Raw genomic sequence first — 19153 nt, 5'->3', positions numbered from 1 at the left:
TCAACAACCGTAAGGATCGTTTGATCTGCGGAACATGTGGAGGAAATGAACGATGGAACCGAAAATGTTTTGTTATCAGTGTCAGGAAACGGCGGGCTGCACCGGCTGCACCATGGCGGGCGTATGCGGTAAAAAACCAGATGTCGCTGCGATGCAGGATCTGCTGGTGTATGTGACCAAAGGGCTTTCCGCGGTGACTACCGCTCTGCGCAAGCAGGGGGAGGAAATCGCAGCAGAGATCAACCACCGCATTACGCTCAACCTGTTTATCACCATCACAAACGCCAATTTTGACAAGGAAGCTATCGTGGCGTGCATCCGTGAGTCGCTGGAAATTAAGCAGCAGCTGTTGGGGCGTGTGGCGCAGCCGGAGCTATTGCCGGAGGCTGCCCGCTGGACAGCGGACGAAGCGGATTTTGCAGCCAAGGCGGCAACGGTCGGTGTATTGTCCACGCAGGATGAGGATATCCGCTCGCTGCGGGAACTGATTACCTATGGTCTCAAGGGACTGTCGGCGTATTCCAAGCATGCAAATGCGCTGCTGCGGGATGATGGCAAGGTGGACGCGTTCTTGCAGCGTGCGTTGGCAGCAACATTGGATGACAGCCTGTCTGTGGATGCACTGGTGGCGCTGGCAATGGAAACCGGCAAATACGGCGTGCAGGGCATGGCACTGCTGGACAAGGCAAATACCGAAACCTACGGCAATCCGGAAATCACGCGAGTGAACATTGGTGTTGGCACTCGTCCGGGTATTCTGGTGTCTGGCCACGATCTACGCGATTTGGAAATGCTGCTGGAGCAGACTGTAGGCACAGGGGTGGATGTCTATACGCATTCTGAGATGCTGCCTGCGCACTACTATCCGGCGTTTAAGAAATATCCGCATTTTGTCGGCAATTACGGCAACGCATGGTGGAAGCAGAAAGAGGAGTTTGCGTCCTTTAACGGCCCGATCCTGATGACCACCAACTGCATTGTGCCGCCCGCGGCAAGCTATCAGGACAGAATATATACCACGGGTGCGGCTGGCTATCCGGGCTGCAAGCACATCCTGGGTGGCGTAGGGGAGCACAAGGACTTTTCTGCACTTATCGAGCATGCCAAGCGCTGTGCACCGCCGCAGGAGATCGAGCGTGGTGAAATTGTAGGTGGTTTTGCGCATGCACAGGTGCTCGCGCTCGCGGATCAGATTGTGGAGGCGGTCAAGAGCGGTGCAATCCGTAAGTTTGTGGTGATGGCGGGCTGCGACGGTCGCGCGAAGTCCCGTAACTATTACACAGACTTTGCCAAGGCGCTGCCGCGTGATGCGGTGATTCTGACCGCGGGCTGCGCCAAGTATAAGTATAACAAGCTGAATCTGGGCGATATTGGCGGTATTCCGCGCGTGCTGGATGCGGGACAGTGCAACGACTCCTACTCGCTGGCAGTGATCGCGCTCAAGCTCAAGGAGGTATTTGGGCTGGAGGATATCAATGACCTGCCGATCGTGTACAATATTGCATGGTATGAGCAGAAAGCAGTGATCGTATTGCTGTCACTGTTGTATCTGGGGGTCAAGAACATCCATCTCGGACCGACACTGCCGGCTTTTCTTAGTCCGAATGTGGCAAAGGTGCTGGTGGAGAACTTTGGTATCGCAGGTATTGGTACTGTGGAAGATGATATCCGCTTGTTCTTTGGGGATGAAAACGCATAAGCGGATAAATATCTGCCATAGTGCAAAAGGACGCTGCAATAGCCGTACCCTTGTGCATAGAAAGAAGTCCGGCCAAAAGCCGGGCTTCTTCTTTGGTGATATACTGCCTGTTGGTTATGGCAGAGTGATTGGTTTAATATTTATCCGTGTAGCTGGAGCCGCCAAAGTTATCAACGGACGCTGAAGAAGGGGGAGCGGCGGGAGTGTCTGCTTCAAAGGAAGATATCGGCAAACCGTTTTCGGTTTCCGGCAGAACAAAGTGGCTGATCATGCCCTTCAGCATTTGCGCCTGACCGGACAATTCCTCGCTGGCCGCAGCGCTTTCCTCTGCAGTAGCGGAGTTGGTTTGCACTACTTCGGAAATCTGGTTGACACCGATGGAAACTTCCTTCAGGTGTGCAGCCTGATCCTGATAATCCCGTGTGACACGTTCAACGGCGGAAACAACCTCATCCGAGTTGGATGCTGCAATGCTGAGCGCTTCGGCTGTGGAGCGTGCAATACCTTCGCCTTGCTTGACAGCCTCGATAGACTGTGCAATCAATTCGTTGGTTTCCTTTGCAGCAGCTGCGCTCTTTCCGGCAAGATTGCGTACCTCGTCGGCAACAACGGCAAAGCCCTTGCCTGCCGAACCGGCGCGCGCAGCCTCAACCGCGGCATTGAGCGCAAGAATATTGGTCTGGAACGCGATATCGTCAATCGTCTTGATGATCTTGCCGATCGCGTTAGAGTGACGGCTGATATCCTGCATTGCGGTCAGCATATCCTGCATTTGACCGTTACTGGTGTTCATCTGGGTCTTGACTGCATTGAGCTGTTCAATCATCTTTCCGGCTTGCTCTGCGCCTTCGGTAACCTTATCGTTCAGGTTCTGTACCGTGTTGGACAGTTCCTGTACCGAAGATGCCTGCTCGGTTGCACCCTGTGCAAGTGCCTGTGCGCCGCTGGCAATCTGATCCGAACCCATATTCACCTGCGCAGCAGACATTGCAATGCTGGACATGGTCTCCGACAGGTTCTTTTGAATGCGGAGCAAAGCTTCCTTAAGTTTGGCAAACTCACCACGATAGTCATGCTGCAATTCGAATACCAGATTGCCATGACCGATTTGGTCAAGAACAGTGGACAGTTCATCAATGTATTGGATATACGTTTTCAAGCGATCCACAATGCGCAGCGTGGACTGGCCGAGGCGGGCAACTTCGTCGTGGCCCTTTACCTGATATTCCACATTCAGTTCGCCATCGGCCAGCCGGTCTGCAACCTTACCAAGTCGCTTGAGCGGACGAATGATTGAAACTGCCAGCAGAATCACGATGATCGCCAGCAAAATGGCACAGATGACAAAACTGATGATGATAATGCGCATGGTGCTGGCGACATGACTTTCATATTCTTCTGCCGGCAGAATGCCCAATACTTCATAATCATTGTCGTCGAAAGATGCAAGGCTTCCATAGTAAGAAGTGCCCTGACGGGTATATTGCATGCCCTGTACATTGGTGCGGTTGAGCAGCGCTTCCTGCATGTTAGAAGAATACTGTGCTTCTTCAATCGTTGTGCCCACGACAGAAGAGTCCGGGTGATAAACGATCATGTTAGAAGAGTCGATCAAGGTGATGTAGCCCGTGTCGCCCACCTGAATTGAATTGAGAGAATTGCGAAGCTGCTCTATGGAAACGTCGATACCAGCCACGCCGATCATGCGGTTGTTGCTCATGATCGGACCGACAACGCTGATGACCATTTCCTGCGTTCCGGTGTCGACATAGGCGCCGGTGATGGTGGTTTTCTGCTCCTCTTGGCTGCGGGTATACCATTCACGGGTGGAGAAATCCACGTCCGCTGAGGTGACGCGGCTATTGTCGGAGTATACCAACTCTTGCAAGCCGACATCTGCAAACCAAACACCCATTACCGTATCCTGATACTGCTGTTGAATTTTTTGCAGTTCTGCAAGCATGCTGGAGAAATACGGAGAACCCTCCAAGGTGGTTTTTGTCTGGTCTGCCGCAAGACCAGAAATGTCCGGTGAGCAGATCATGGTATCCACCACGCCGTAGTACTGCTTCAAAAATGCGTTTACTGACTGCGCGCCAGATCCCGCTTGTGAGGTCAGATTTTCTGTAATCATATCCTCGACTGTGCCGGAAATCTGGATCCCGAGCAGTGTTCCGATACCACTCAGCACCAAAATGAGTGGTATCAAAATACCCAAAGCGAGTTTTTGCACGATCCCTAATTTCACGATAACACCTTCCCGTTTATTTTTCTCACTCCCGTGTGACACGAATTGTTGCGTGCATGCAACAATAATTTACATGGTAATATTCGACCGAATTTTTCAATTCATAACAGTTTCATCCAAAGAAATTCTCTTTTTTGCACAACTGGAGGGAAAGAATAAGTTGCATTATTGGAAATTGCGCACAAAAACAGCAGCATACAGGAAGATTTTACAATATTTCGAATTTTTTGAACACTTTATTGCATGATTATTCATTGCTGCGTAGAAAAGGGGAGGATAGAAAAAGACGTATTGCTGTATTGGAAAAGGGACGCTGCAGCAGGCAGCGTCCCTTGCGAGAACGGTATGTACAAGAAATATGTTTTCGATAGGGAAAGGCGTTACCAATGTTACAACAACTGAAAATCGAGAAACTGGACATTATTTGCGGTTTATAGCCTTCACTTGAAGCAGAAACATGTCATGGAATAGCATGTCTTCCTGCCGCTCAGTGATATCATTAAAACTGCAGCCGTAGCACATTTTCCCAGAATCCAGCGGTTGCACGCGCTGTACAGTGCAAGCGAAGGAATAGCGCGGCCCGTCCCGGCGCAGCTGCAGGGAGGAGACAAAAATCTGCTCGCCCTGCACGTATTGCTCTGGGCTGATTAAACACAATCCGGTTAGACTGATGTCTACCGTTTGACACAGAGCAACAGTGGAGGACTCCGTATCAGTGCCGCGATAAACGGCAATTTCGGATCGGATCGGTTGCCGGAAGCTGCTGCGCCGTTCTGCACAGGAAAACGTATGCTTCAATCCGATTCGCCAGAAATCAGCTGCGCAGCGGGAAACAACACCATAAAGCAAAAGCACGTTGTTCATGGCGAGCCCGGTCTGCACATGCAGTTTGACGGGAGTCTGGTGGATGATACCCTGTGGTGTTTCGCTGCCATTGCGGATAGAAACGGTTAATTCTTCTTCACCGTCGTCATAGTGGTGGATGGAGCCGGCAAACAAAAGACGGTTATTCAGCTTGAGCACTTCACAGGACGCGCCGAGGTAATGATGCATCGAATCCATATAGTCTTGCATGAGTTGTCATCCTTTCCGCAGAAACAGAATCAGCTTTGCAACGTTTCACTATTATCGTTTCGTAAAATTCGGCAAAAATCCTCCAGTTCAAGCGGCTTATAGAAATAAAATCCCTGCATGTAGTCGCATTCAGTTTGCCGGACGATTTGAAGCTCCTCTTGGGTTTCCACCCCTTCCACGCATACCTTCTTTCCGAAGCGGTGGCAAGCGTAGATGATACTCATCATAAAGTTCAGCTTTTCCGGAGAAGAGGTGAGTTCACACATCAAGGTTCGGTCCAGCTTGATCAAGTCGGCAGGGTATTGCAGCAGCATATGCAAGCTGGAGTATGCCGTGCCGAAATCGTCCAGAACAAAGGAAATACCGACTTTGTCACATTGTTCGATGAAGTGCTCCAGATAATCGGGCATTTCGTCGAAGTGCGTCTCTGTCAGCTCGATCATCAGATTGCGTCCAGGGATGCCGTAGAGCAGCATCGAATTTTGGATACAGTCGAAAAAGGATGGATCGAGAATTTGCAGATAGCTGACATTGAAAGCGATTTTGAGATTGGGGGCGCGGAGAATAAGCTCCTGACTGGCCTGCATGATTTGCGTGACCAGCCATTTCCCAACCGGGACGATCAGGCCAACCTGCTCAAGGATGGGAACAAACTTGGATGGCGGAATATCATGATCGTGATACTGCCACCGGAGCAGGATCTCACAGCCGAAAATCTCATTGGTGTCTGTTTTGATCTGTGGCTGGAAGTTGATTCGGAAGCCTTGGAAGCCATGATTGACGCTGTAATTGAGCGCCATGCTGATGTCGGTTTGTTCTCGGTAACCCTTGGAGAGATAGTTGGAAAACTCGACACAATCCGTGGAAGGTGATTTCTTGGCGTTTTGTGTGGCAAACAGGACGTTGTCGATCAGCTCTTGCGGGGCTGTACCATCCTGCGGCGCATGCAGTATGCCCATGGAACATGGATACATAATGTGAATTCCGTTGCGGCGGTAGACATCGAGAACAATTTGACGAATGGTATCCGACAGTACACGGGCATCATAATCGAGTTGCGTGAGCACCAGAAAATGTACGCCGTCCAGACGGAAGAACTGAAATTGCTCGCCCAGCTCCATTTCCATGCGGTTGGCAATTTCACGGAGCATGGCATCGCCAGTTTTTCGACCCAAAGACAGGTTGATATCAGAAAAATGTCTCAGATGGAAGCACAAGAGCAGAATTTTGGATTGACGGCGGCAGAGTGTTTCCAGATCTTTGAGCGCACAAGAGAGGTTTAAAAGTCCGGTGGCGGGATCTACCTCGGATTCATTGTTAAGGCTGATCATACTGCCGGAGAAAAACAGCGGTAAGTTCTTTTGCTCGTCCCAAGTCAGGATTCCGCGGCAATGCACCCAGACCAGTTGACCGGTTTTGTCAAAGATACGGTAGCGGATGCTGTGTGTGGTACGCTTTTCGCGGAACATGGCCTGCGAATCCTTGATATGAAGCTGTCGATCCGGTTCATAGATACGTTGCTCCAAGAGACCGATAAAATCATAAACCAGATTACTGTCAAAATTGAAGGTGTCCCGCAGATTGTCGGAGATATAGTAGATGTTGCGCTGCACATCGCCGCAATACAGGTAAAATGGCGCTTCCGGCATGGCGATGGAATGGAAAAAGGTTTCGGCGTCAAAGTAATAATGTTGCAGGAATGCCTGAAACGCGGTAGCTTTAGAGGACTCAAAATGCGGCTCGTGTGCCTGCTGATTTTCATAATAGGCAAGTTTGTCGCGATACATACTGTCATCAGCCAAGGTAATAAGCTGAGAAAAATTGTCCTCGTGTGAATCCGACCAGGTGCTGCCGATGGATAAAGCGCAGTTTTCTTCCGCAACGCGGGTACGGAGCTTGGCGACTTGATCCTCCAAAACCTTTTGGGAGATGTCCTGACAGACCACCAAAAATTCATCTCCGCCAATTCGATAGACATTTCTGGGAGAAAACAGATCGGTCAAAATATGAGAGGCTTGCAAAATCAAACGGTCGCCGTTATTGTGCCCCAAGTTATCATTGATCCGTTTCAGACCAATCAAATCACAGTAAATTAAGCCAATTGTATGCCTTTTCTCATATTTTTCTCCAGTGATGTACCGGTTGAGTGCATGCCGATTGAGTAATTGCGTCATGGAATCATGGTAGCTCAGTTCTTCCAGATGTACCATCAAATCCCGGCGGAGCAGGATGGAGCCCATGAAATGAGACAGCACTTTGATGGTGCCCGAAATATTGCGCAGGTGCTTGACGGCAGGGTTATCCAGCCGCAAAAGCCCGATAATACGGCCTTTGGAAAGCACAGGAGACAGCATAAGCGCATGGATATTCGAAAAATCCGATTGGGTTGAGAACTTGGAAGGTGTGGGCAAACGAGGATCGTGCTCACTAAAGATCAAAACCTCATTGCGATATAGGCTTTGCAGATGCTGAGGGTGCTCGATTTGAAGCGAGAGATTTAAGGGGACTTCGGATGACGTGGGTGCCCAGCGATATGTGCTGAGAAATTCGCCATTGTCCATCCGTTCATAGAGGAAAACATTTTCGCATCCCAACTGCGTGCCAATATATTGCAGCATGAGTTCGAGCGATACAGAAGGGTCGGAAGCGGAATGCGTAGCCATCAGACACTTGTTGATAAAAAAGTTAGGGCTGAGTGCACAATTATTGGCATCCTCATCATTCGTATTATTCTCATTATCTTCTGCATCAATGACCGTATCATCCGGTATGGCAATTTCGACCCGGTATTTTCGTCCCTCAAACTTGACAATATAATCCTTCAAATGAAAGGTTTTGTTTACAACGGGGTTATGGTAATCCCATTCGTAGAACTGATCGTCAATGAGCTGCGTATTAGTACAGAAGGGGCAAGGCATCGGAAAATTTTGAAGAACGGCATAGCATTTTTTGTTTTGGTAGTCCTCCGGACTGGCGATTTGAAACGATTCCCGGGCTTTTGCATTCATATATATCAATTCATACGTGTTCATATCTGCGACATAAACACCGGCATAGAAGTTCTCTAAAAATTCCCAGACAGCCTTCACGTTGCATTCTCCTTCCAGGAAGATTTTTATCTGTTAAAGCTCTATTAACAGTATACATTATATATCGACAGGATTAAAGTAAAATTAAAGGTAATAGGAGAAAGTGCAAAAAAAGAAGCCCCGAAGGGCTTCTTTTTTTGTGTGAGTTTACGGGGTGATGATTTGCGAGGTCGTGCCGTCATAATCCTTGCCAGGAGCATCGATTACAAATCTCCATATGTCTTTACCCTCTTCGGTTGTTTCTTTTTCTAGGCGTAGAGTGATCGGAGCAAGTTCGCTGCCGTAACCCTGCTCGGTGACAAAATAGGGATATACCATATCCTGCTCATCAGACGCTGTGTTATGGGGGATTATGCTGAGAGTACCGCCTTCCGGGAATTGTGAAACATTGATGTAGAGCATTCTAGAGACATATTTCTGCACAGTCGCCGTGCCAGCACCGGTAACCGCATCCGTGGTCCAAGCCTTATAAGGCGTTTGAGTGTTAGACTGAATGTACTTCAGATACAAATCTTTGTCAAATTGAATGGTGACCTGACCGGTAAATGCACCAGCGGTCGTTGTTCTGCCAGTGGTACTGATGTTACTGATTTTTGGTCCGGAAGTATCAACCAATCGGATATTGCCGACTGCACGGAATACTGGATCGCCGCCCTGCGTGTTTCTTGCCGCAACAACAAGAACATAAGAGTTGTTTGGCAGCAGTTTGGACGGATCAATAAAATTACTGATGGTTTGACCGGGGGAGTTGGTTACATTTTCAACAAGCTCACTGCCAGACTGTGCCAAATCAAAGCCGCTGCCCTGACCGAGAATGGTCTCCCAGAGCGCTATCTTATCCGCAGAGTCCAGACTGTCGATCGTTGTGTCCTTCATTGCTTCAAGGTAGGTTTTATTGCTACTGGGGATTTTGGTGTTGAGGATGGGCGGATAGCCACCGTCGCCTTCACCATAGAGGAACCAATAGGTGTTTGCGGAAATGGTACCGGTTGTGCTGGATTTGACCGTATAATAAGCATCGTTACTGTTGTTGGCCTTAGCATCCAGCAGTGGTGCTTCTACATCGGTGGTAGAGAACTTGTAGCACAGGACACTGGAGGGGAGTGCATACGATCCCTTTAGGACAAAATAAATATAATAGTTGGAATTGGCATTCAAGTCTTCGATCTGGATGGTGGCAGTACCTGCGCCGGAATAGGATGCTTTTCCGGTGCGATAGCCAGCATCGTTCGTGAACTGTGTGGGGTTCATGATCTGGCTGGCGGTTGGGCTTGTAATGCCCATGTCACGCTTGTCAGCAGGGAGAACAACCGAAGCATATGTGTCAACAAGCTTACCGAGGTTTGGAATGCCAGTGTCATCAGTAGGTTCCTTAATCCAAGGTTGTCTGTATTCGTCGTCTATAATTGTGATGTCATTTTTCGGCGGCAGATTGGTTTCTGGCGCTACAACATAATAGACATCACCGACGCGGTCCAGTTGATAGCTGATAGTTGTGAGTGAATCACCCGGCGAAACGCGAGGATAGCCTTCGTTGAAATTCGGTGCACTTTGGTTGGTACGAACGATCTCAATGCTGAAGTCTGAAGGGTTGCCGATCGAAGATACCGTTTTGTTGGTAATGACGCGATCCTGCCAGATGGTTTCAGTTACATCACCCTGCACCAGATTGCGCAGATTACTCGGAGCACCAGCTACACAGAACAGATACAAGTGAACAGTTGCGTCCCATTTGTCCTTTTCAGAGATTTCGTTGATAGAGGTCAACTCAATGGCATATTCGTAGCCGTCTATCAGGCTTTGTAAGGTGGGATACTGCTCGGGCTCTGTTATGCCTGCAATATCCTTGTTGTAGCTTCTGCCGGACCACTTTTCAGATGGCGGATTGACAATAGAGATGGGAGCGGTATTTACCTGCTTCCATATGCCGGAATTATCCGCCTTGTGCTCTCTTTGATACAAATTGAACGAGATTGTAGTATCCGATGCGATGATTAGATCATATCGGGTATTAGGCGATGCATTTTGGGTGCTGTTGGCATAGGGGATCATAGAGAATGTGGTATCCACCGAAACAGACTGGGATTGACCGTCCGGTGTAATGGTGACGATTTCAAGTTCGTTGAAGTCCACCTGTGCGTCCATGATACGGAACTCGTCGGACTTGGTATCACGACCCATATTGTTATTGGAAGAGTCGGTAATAAAGTTGAGAACAAACTGATACCGCGTGCCACTGAGCAGGTTGAGCGCTGCATTATGGAAAGTAACCTCGGTCTGGCCGTTTTCGTTGAGCGAGACTGTCATATTCTCCTTGCCGGTAGGGGAACCGAGGGTCAGCGCTACTTTTTTATCGGGGTCAGTGATGTCCAGGTTGTTGAGCGTGAACATACCGTCAATGACTTCCGCCCAAGTGACAGTTTCACCATCCTTGCTGCCGGCAACATCAAACGTGTCCTTATCAGACTCGTACATTTCTACCAGCGAAAGCTTGGTTTGCGTGCTGTAGATATCCTCGCTGAATACCAGCGTGATATCGGTGTCTGCGAGGGGGATACCCTCGTCATTGGCTTCCGAGAAACGCATTTCTACCAGTTCCGGTGCGGTGGTATCAAGCGTCTTGGCGTTTTCCAGTACCTTGATTTCAGACAGGTTGCCGGAGTCATCCTCGGCAACGAAATAAATGTCATAAGCGGTTTCTGCTTCCAGGCCGCTCATATTAAATGAGGATGCGGCATTTTCTTTGGCGGAGAAGGAACCGCTCTTGAGTGCATACATGCCGCCTTTAATTTGGAGCTTTTTGTCCAATTCCTTTGCTTCGTCGTCAGACAGAGCGGCATTTTCTACCGGATAGTCTGTACCGTGCTTGACGATTGCCCAATAAACCTTGCCATCTTCATTGATGGCGGCTTCACCGGTCAACGACGTCTTGTCGATTTTGCTGATGCGCGGATAGTTGTTGAGAAATTCCGGTGGGGTGCGGTCAGCGGTGGTGATCGAAACCTTCGTGACAGCTGACTCGTTGATGCCGTCAGTCAGGTAGAAGAATGCATCGTAGTCCGTCAACTCTGCAAGTGCGTTCTTGGCGGTTTCGATGATATTGCCCATGCGGACGCTGTCTTCCTCGCTGCGGATCATTTTGCGGCTGCCGGAATCAATCGCACCGCTGAGAGAACCGTCCTTGAAGTCGTTTGCAGTCGGAGCAGGCATGCCCTTCTTGTAGATCGCCCAGTAGAGGGTGCAGGTCTTGGTGGTTGCTACATCAAAGTCGACGTAAGTATCTTCGATGGTGGTCGCTTTCGGATAGCCGGAAGCAAAAGCGGGTTTGCTGTTGTCGGGCGTGGTGAAATAAACGCTCTTGACAACGCTCTGATCATCGCGGCTGTCAACCAACACAGCCGACAGGACATAAGAAGTGTCAATCTTCAAGCCGGTGATTTTCTGGGAAAGTACTTCGTTTGCATCCTTGACAGCAAGATTGCCGTTCTTGACAATATTGGCGCCATAGGTTGGCGGCTTGATCAGATCGCTGGCAGCCATCGGGCCATCGCCGCTCAGACGGACTGCCCAATAGATCGTGCCGGGCTTATTGGTTTCAAAAGAGGTTTCAGCCTGTGTTGGCGCAATATCATCCATACGCGGATAGCCGCTCAAAATACGGGGATAGTCGGAGATCTGATCGGCCAGCGTGCTGTCCATCGTCATGCCGTTGATATCGGCAGTGATGCCGGGACGGATGTTGATGTCATCCGGCAGCATTTCGACCTTGCAGCCGGGCGCGTTGACATTCAGCGTACCGATGTCGCCCTTGCCGGTTACAGTCGTTCCGGTATCCAGATTCAATTCTTCGACTACTGCGCCCTGCGCAATGCTTACGGTAGAACCGACGGCTCTCTCGTCGACGGTCATCTTTTCGACCGTGCCGCTGCCGACGTTGATTTCGGATTCGGGCGCTACGGTAACAACTTCATGGATATTGCCGGCAAGATCAAGCCGTGTGCCGTCTTCGCCGTCAACCTCAATATACTGGAAGCCGTGCCGTCCGGTGGATTTGCCTTCCAGATAGGTATCCGTGCGGACATACACCTTGTCGATATCGGTATCACCAACAGAACGGATGGTAACATACTGGTTGGATGGGCTGTCTACGATCATCTCCGGGGCGGTGCAGTTTTTCAGGATGATACTGCAATCGCCCTTGTTGCTTTCGCCGGCACCGCTGGCGATGATTTTACCGTATACCGTTACATTGTTGAGCGTGACATATCCGAGTCCAACGCCGCCCGTGATATACAGGTCGCCGGTCACGGTCATGTTCTCCAGCGTGACACCAGAGCAGGAGACCATCAGGTTGCCTGCAACGCTGGTCGAGTATGTGCCGGGCTCTTGAATCGGCGTGCCGATGACGCGGACCAGCATGATGGCAACTTCGCCGCGAGTGATATTGTCCAGCGGACGGAATTTGCCGTCCGGGTCACCGCGCAGAATGCCTTCCTCCGCGGCCGCTTTGATATAGCCGCGGCTCCAGCTGCTGGCAAGACGGCTGTCCGTGAAGGACAGATCCTCGCCGGAGAGGGGCTGCAGCATCAGGTTGCGGCACAGCATGGTCGCGGCTTCCTCGCGCGTCAACGTTGCGTTGGGGGAAGCGGTCGATTTCGAGGTGCCCTGAAAATATCCGGCGGTATAGGCCGCGCTGATATCGTCATAATACCAGTCGTGGATATTAACGTCCCGGAATGGCTGCGCACCGGTTTTGGTATAGCCGAAGGTGCGATTGAGCATGGTGACAAATTCTGCGCGTGTGATAGAGCGATCCGGCTCCAGATTACCGAATTGGTCGCCGCGCATGATGTCCCACGACACCAGCCGATCCAGATAGTAGTTGGATTCCGCCGCCTGTGCGGTCGGGGTGAACACCGGTATCATGCCCAGCAGCATGCATAGGCAGAGAATAAACGCGCATGCGCGTTTCCGGATGGAAGAAGTAGTTTTTTTGAAGTGTATCATATGTTTTACAACACCTTTTCTTTTGGATTCGCAATCGCCTACGCAGAGTGATGATGCAGGTCGTATTCAAAAATACTTTCCTGGATCATTGCTTCTTCCTGCGGCAAAATGTCCATGAATTGGCCGGCGTATAAGTTCTTTTCTTTTGAAATCGTGCGGATGATCTCTAAACGGACGATGATCGGCGGCTCAGTGCAGGGCAGGGGAATATCGTATTTCGCCCCATCCTTCAGCGAGGAAACGCAATAGAATGCCATGCCGCCGCAGCTGATATCCTTGCTGATGATCGGAAGACGGGCAGAATGTCCATGCATCGGATAGAGATAAGTACGGAATGGCATCTGGATGCGCAGTTGCCTGCGGAGTCGTGAATCAATCCGCTCCTCAGCGATGAAATCCAGCTTGTCGCCTCGAATCTGCTGCACTCGGCCGCGCCATGCCATAAACTCGGTGGAATTGACGCTCATTACATTAAATGTGGTGAGTTTTTGCAAATCACAGTTTGGGGCATAGGTCAGGAGGAAGGTCTTAGTCTGGCCTTGCTGTCCAAGCAAAACGGCGCTGGCCAGCGTTTGGTGGTTATCATCCAGAAAAACAAATTTTTCTTCTGGAATTCCTTTTCGACTCATTCTTCAGTTGCCTCCTTTTTATCTGGTGCGGTTTCCTTGGAAGCCGGAACACGCGGCTTTTGCGGGTTGTTGGGATCAAAATGCAGGAAATATACATAAACATCCACGATGAACCGATATAATGATTCCGGGATTTCCTGTCCGAGCTGCAGCTGGGACAGCATGGTGGCCAGTGAGGTATCCTCATAAATCGGAACGCCGTTTTCCGAAGCAACCTCGACGATCTTTTCGGCAAGATAGCCCATGCCGGAGGCGACCACAACCGGTGCCGGTGCGCCGTTTTCATATTGCAGGGCTACCGCTTTGCGGCGGCTATCATATTGCGACATTGATGCTGTCCTTCCTTTCAAATATTTTAGGGAATACCTCGGAAATAGAAAGCGGCCGTACCATGGGCGAAGCGCGCATCGTGGCTGCGTTGAGGCCGTCCTGCTCAGCTATCGCCGCCATTTTCCGTTCAAACTGCTCGGTAAACTTTTCTAGGTGCGGCGGGCAGTGCAGTGACGCATCTACCGTGCCTTCGTGATAGGTGAGCACCAGATCGAACATACCGAGCTCCTGTATATCGAACTTGAGCAGCAGGCGCATGGATTTCTCCTGCGAGAACGAGCCGTTTTCGTTTTCTGCGTTCGGATCGACCCACAGTTCAGAGAACATCATTCTGCCGTCCATCTCAACTGGCAGCATCGCATGCGCCAGCGGCATATAGACGCTCTGGTTAACCAGAATGGAATCGACCAGCGCCTGGAAGGTTTGTCGGAGTTCCGCATTGCCTTCGCTGCGCAGAGCAGCGGCAGACATCTGCGAAAGGTGATCGGCAATCGGGTTGTTGGCATTGTTGATCGAAGCTGCGCTTTCCTGCAACAGTTGGATCAGCTGCTTACTGTCCATCTGGCCAAAATGCTCTTTCATAGAGGAATAGCCGAGCAGCTGATAGAAGGATTGCAGCATGGACTGCGGGTTGCCGTTTTCGTAGCGAGCGATGTCTAAAATCAGCAGACTCAGCAGGCTGCGGGCAATGCCGCGGTCATGCATCTGCGAAACATAGTCCGACAGGAAGGGGAGGATGGTATCCTGCATCAGATGCAGCACACCGGCACGGTCGCCTTGTGAAAGCAGTTGCTGAAGCTGGGAGGCGTGTTCCTCCAGTGTGCCGCCAAAGCGGCTGGGCATAAACCAAGTCATCTGCTGGATGGTGCGCTGCAAATTGCGCTCGATATGGGAGGTGGACGAAAAATCGTTGAACCGCTTGAGAAATTGCAGAATATCATTTTTCAGACCGGCAGACGGGCTGTGCTGTAAAACATCTCGCAGGGCATCGAACAGCTTGCCGCTGAAACGGGCGCCCGAGGACATTTGGTTTTGCAGCAGGGTAAGCAATTCATCCGGGCCGACGCTGATCATCTGCATGAACTGGGCAAGTTCCTGCGCGATGCCGGTGGAAAGCCCTGAGAGCACCAGCGTGCCCGAATGGGCAATCAGAAAGCGCGCGGCGGTTTCAGTGATTGAGCCGGAGGAGCGCAGCGCTTGCAAAAATGTTTGAAAATAGGAGTCATACCGGCGGCCGACATCCATATTGGCGGTGTCTTGCCGATCCGAGCGGGCATCCGCACGGCCCACACGGGTGGGATCCGGTATATTCTGTATTTGCGGATCGTTTGGCGTAATGGGAGATCGGTATGTATTGCCTTCCTGCCCCGGAACGGGGTTGGTTACGCTTGTGATGTTTTGCATAGTAAGGCTCCGTTTCCATAGAAATTTCTGTAAAGTTTAATATGCTGTCTTAATTCCTGACGCATTCGGTCGAATTAAAAATAAACACGGTTATTCAAAATTCAGAAAGGCGGCGTTTATTTTATGGAAAATAACAGCGATAGCGTTCTGGAAATGTACTTGTATGAAACAAATACACTGCTGGAACAGCTTGATAATATTATGTTGTCTGCCGAACAGGCGGACACGCTTTCGGAAGATGATGTGAATGAAATTTTCCGTATCATGCACACCCTGAAGGGTTCTGCGGCAATGATGGAATTTGAACCTCTGATGACGATTGCGCATCGAATCGAGGATTTGTTCTATCTGATTCGTGAAAAAACAATGGAGGTTGTTCCGGAACAGGATCGGCCGCAGTTGTTTGACCTGCTGTTCAAGTCGATTGATTACTTCCGCAATGAAGTAGGCAAGATCGAGAGTGGAGAACCTCTTTCTAAACATATCGACAATTTCCTGAATACAATTAATATGTTCATCGACAAAATTAACGGAGATGCAGCCGAGGCAGCGGCGCAGGGACAGTCCGCGCAGGCCGCTTCTGCGGCGCAGTCTAGCTCTTCGGACGGCAGAAACCGTTATTCGCTGCGCGTATTTCTGGACGAAGGCTGCGGGATGGAAAATCTGCGCGCGTTCATGGCGGTCACCGATGTGAAGGATCAGTGCCTGCATGAGTTTAGCTATGAACCGGAAGGCCTGGAAAATGATCCTTCTCTGTCGGAATTCATTGCGGAGAACGGTTTCGTTATGCGCTTCAGCTCGGATGAGGACCGTAAGCAGGCGATTCAGGTGGTAAGTGGTCTTGGATTTGTCAAGACGTATCAGGAAATCGACGAGGAGCCGGCAGCTGAGGCTGCGGCGCCAGCAGAGTCGGCAAGCGAACCGGTCAAGACAGAGACAGTCGTGGAAGAAGCGGCGCCTGTGGCGAAGAAGAAGGCTGAGCCGTCGACGGACAACGCAAAAGCGGATACGGGCAGCGCACAGAATGCGGCGCATCACCAGATCAAGCAGAGTCTGATCAGCGTTAACCTGTCCAAGCTGGATCAGCTGATGGCGGTTGTAGGAGAAATCGTTATCACCGAGGCTATGGTAACCGCGTCGCCCGACCTGAAGGGCATTGATGCCGCTAAACTGGATAACTTCAATAAGTCTGCGCGTCAGCTGCGCAAGCTGACCGACGAATTGCAGGATATTTCCATGTCGCTGCGCATGGTGCCGGTTTCTGGTACGTTCCAGAAAATGCGCCGTATCGTTCGCGATATGGGTCAGAAGCTGGGCCGCCGTGCGAACCTGACCATTATCGGTGAGGATACGGAAATCGACAAGACGATCGTGGACGCAATCAGCGACCCGATCATGCACATTGTCCGTAACTCTATGGATCATGGTATCGAGCCGGATGAGCAAACGCGTATTGCAGCGGGCAAGAATCCGGAAGGTGAGATCATCCTGTCTGCGCAGAATACAGGCAGCGAGGTCATCATCCGGATCGAGGATGACGGCGCAGGTGTCGACAGCGACGCAGTGCTGCGCAAGGCCATCCGTCAGGGACTGGCCAGCCCGGATGTGGAATACAGCCAACGTGAGATCCTGAACTTCCTGATGATGCCTGGCTTCTCCACCAACACCGAGGTTACCGAATTTTCCGGCCGCGGCGTAGGCATGGACGTAGTGAAAAAGAATATCGAGTCGGTTGCGGGCACTGTGCTGATGACCAGCGAGTTCGGTAAGGGTACGTGCACGACGCTCAAGATCCCGCTGACTACGGCGATTATGGACGGCATGGAGGTTTCGGTTGGTGATTCGATCTTCACCATCCCGTTGCAGAACATTCGCCAGTCCTTTAATGCGTCCGAGGCGGATATCATCCATGATGCTATGCAGGGCGAAATGATCAGCAAGATGGATAATTTCTATCCGGTTGTGCGCCTGCATGAGTTGTACGGCTTGGAGCCGAAGGCGACCAGCACGGACGAGGGCATTTTCGTCTGGGTGGAAACCAGCGAAAACTCGTACTGCCTGTTTGTAGACGAATTGCTGGGTGAGCAGCAGGTGGTTATTAAGCCGCTGCCGACCTATTTGAACAGCTTTGGCATCAAGGAAGCAGGCATTGTCGGCTGCACGATTCTGGGTGATGGCAATATCAGCCTGATTCTGGATGTCGCAAGCCTGCTTACATCAAATACCGGTTTCGCGGGTTATTGATGATGAAACGCGTACCGGAGAAGGAGTGAATCAAACATGTCTGATGAGAATATGCTGTTTGCCACCGAAGAAGAGCAGGCGGCTGAGCTGGATAAAAAAGAGATCAATGAGGTTGAGACGAAAAAATATCTCACCTTCCAGACCGATAATCTGATGTTCGGTATCGAAGCGGAAAGCGTCATTGAGATTATTACCAACTATCCTGTGACCAAAGTCCCGATGGTACCGGAATATGTGCGCGGCATCATCAATCTGCGTGGACAGACCATCCCGATTATTGATATGCGTCTGCGACTGAGCCTGATGTCGGTTGATACGGACTGCATCATCGTTTTGAATGTCAATGAGATGCAGATCGGTATTTTGGTGGATACGGTTAAGCAGATCATTGATATTCCGGTGGAAACCATTCTGCCGATGCCGGCCCATAATGCGCAGAAATATGTTTCGGGCATGTGCGCTATGCCGGACGGGTCGGGCACCATGCTGGTGCTGGATTGCCCGCTGCTGCTGCAAAGCTGAAAAACGGTTTAGCAAAATACATGCAAAGGGGTGTTGAGATATGATGCAGTTATCTGATTCGGATTTCCAACGGATGGTCCGCTTTATGCAGGACAATTACGGGATTAACCTGAAGCAGAAGCGATTGCTCATCAACAGCCGGTTGTCCGCGTCCCTGCAGGCGCAGGGCTATACCAGTTTCAAGGATTTTGTTGACGATCTGCTCAACAAAAAGGATAAGGAGCAGGTTGAGTTTGTGCTCAATAAGTTGACGACAAACTATACCTACTTCATGCGCGAAAAGGACCACTATGATTTCTTTATGAATGTGATCCTGCCTGAGATTACCAGACGCAATGATCGCAAAAAGGTGCTTTCGATTTGGAGCGCTGGCTGTTCAACCGGTGAGGAGCCCTATAATATTTCCATGTGTATCAAGGAATACTTTGGCGCAAAGGCTGCGGCGTGGGATACCCGCGTGCTCGCAACAGACATTTCGCAGAGGGCTTTGGCAGAAGCGCGGGACCCTGCTTATGAGGTTCCGGCTGACATCCCGCCCGAATGGCGCAGGAAGTATTTCCTCAAGCGGGACGATGGAAGCGGGCTTTATACGGTAACGCCGGAAATCCGCAAGAATGTGATTTTCCGGACCTTTAATCTGATGGATCCAATCCGGTTTAAGCTCAAGTTCGACGTGATTTTTTGCCGGAATGTGATGATTTATTTTGACCAGCCGACGAAGGACGCCCTCATACAGCGGTTTTATGATGCGACCAATCCGGGCGGCTATCTGCTGATCGGTCATTCGGAGAATATCAGCAAGGATAGCCCATATCGCATTTTGCGTCCGGCGACGTTCCAAAAGGTTTGAAAGGGTGGGAACAATGGGATTTGACACGAAGAAAATTCGTGTGATGATTGTAGATGA

At 50.5% G+C, this 19153-nt stretch carries 11 protein-coding genes; 4 read left to right on the top strand and 7 right to left on the bottom strand.

What is annotated here, in order from left to right; genetic code table 11:
- Positions 1–52: 52 nt before the first annotated feature.
- Positions 53–1699 carry a hydroxylamine reductase gene (gene hcp / locus ABGT74_RS09935; protein ID WP_346705415.1) on the top strand — a complete coding sequence of 549 codons (1647 nt, stop codon included), beginning with the start codon at positions 53–55 and terminating at the stop codon, positions 1697–1699.
- A gap of 133 nt (positions 1700–1832) precedes the next feature.
- Here the strand turns inward: hcp and ABGT74_RS09930 are convergent, their stop codons facing one another.
- From ABGT74_RS09930 to ABGT74_RS09900, 7 genes are all read right to left on the bottom strand, one after another.
- A complete protein-coding gene (locus tag ABGT74_RS09930) occupies positions 1833–3947 on the bottom strand; it encodes a methyl-accepting chemotaxis protein (protein ID WP_346705414.1) in 2115 nt (704 codons plus the stop codon).
- Positions 3948–4367: 420 nt separating this feature from the next.
- The gene (locus ABGT74_RS09925) at positions 4368–5021 is read right to left on the bottom strand and encodes a PilZ domain-containing protein (RefSeq protein WP_297282448.1); all 654 of its coding nucleotides are present in this window, start codon (positions 5019–5021) and stop codon (positions 4368–4370) included.
- 29 nt (positions 5022–5050) lie between these two features.
- Positions 5051–8110, bottom strand: coding sequence for an EAL domain-containing protein (locus ABGT74_RS09920; RefSeq protein WP_346705413.1), 3060 nt, complete (start codon positions 8108–8110; stop codon positions 5051–5053).
- A gap of 147 nt (positions 8111–8257) precedes the next feature.
- Positions 8258–13117, bottom strand: a complete 4860-nt coding sequence (locus ABGT74_RS09915) for an S-layer homology domain-containing protein (RefSeq protein WP_346705412.1) — start codon at positions 13115–13117, stop codon at positions 8258–8260.
- A 38-nt stretch (positions 13118–13155) separates the two neighbouring features.
- Complete coding sequence (locus ABGT74_RS09910; RefSeq protein ID WP_297282451.1) at positions 13156–13746, bottom strand: PilZ domain-containing protein; 591 nt, start codon at positions 13744–13746, stop codon at positions 13156–13158.
- Entirely contained in the window at positions 13743–14075 is a 333-nt protein-coding gene (locus ABGT74_RS09905; RefSeq protein ID WP_297282452.1) for an EscU/YscU/HrcU family type III secretion system export apparatus switch protein, read from the bottom strand. Before ABGT74_RS09905 ends, ABGT74_RS09910 begins: the two co-directional genes overlap by 4 nt.
- Positions 14062–15480, bottom strand: coding sequence for a hypothetical protein (locus tag ABGT74_RS09900; RefSeq protein WP_297282453.1), 1419 nt, complete (start codon positions 15478–15480; stop codon positions 14062–14064). Before ABGT74_RS09900 ends, ABGT74_RS09905 begins: the two co-directional genes overlap by 14 nt.
- 123 nt (positions 15481–15603) lie before the next feature.
- Here ABGT74_RS09900 and ABGT74_RS09895 point away from each other — a divergent pair, with 123 nt between their 5' ends.
- From ABGT74_RS09895 to ABGT74_RS09885, 3 genes are read left to right on the top strand one after another with little or no spacing between them, the layout of a single operon-like run.
- On the top strand, positions 15604–17724 hold the full coding sequence (locus ABGT74_RS09895) for a chemotaxis protein CheA (RefSeq protein WP_346705411.1): 2121 nt from the start codon (positions 15604–15606) through the stop codon (positions 17722–17724).
- A gap of 36 nt (positions 17725–17760) precedes the next feature.
- Positions 17761–18246 carry a chemotaxis protein CheW gene (locus tag ABGT74_RS09890; RefSeq protein ID WP_297282455.1) on the top strand — a complete coding sequence of 162 codons (486 nt, stop codon included), beginning with the start codon at positions 17761–17763 and terminating at the stop codon, positions 18244–18246.
- Between the two features lie 40 nt (positions 18247–18286).
- Positions 18287–19096 carry a protein-glutamate O-methyltransferase CheR gene (locus ABGT74_RS09885; protein ID WP_297282456.1) on the top strand — a complete coding sequence of 270 codons (810 nt, stop codon included), beginning with the start codon at positions 18287–18289 and terminating at the stop codon, positions 19094–19096.
- Positions 19097–19153 lie beyond the last annotated feature (57 nt).

The organism is uncultured Agathobaculum sp., assembly GCF_963927765.1.
GTDB lineage: Bacteria > Bacillota > Clostridia > Oscillospirales > Butyricicoccaceae > Agathobaculum.
This window is presented reverse-complemented; position numbering and strand designations above follow the sequence as displayed.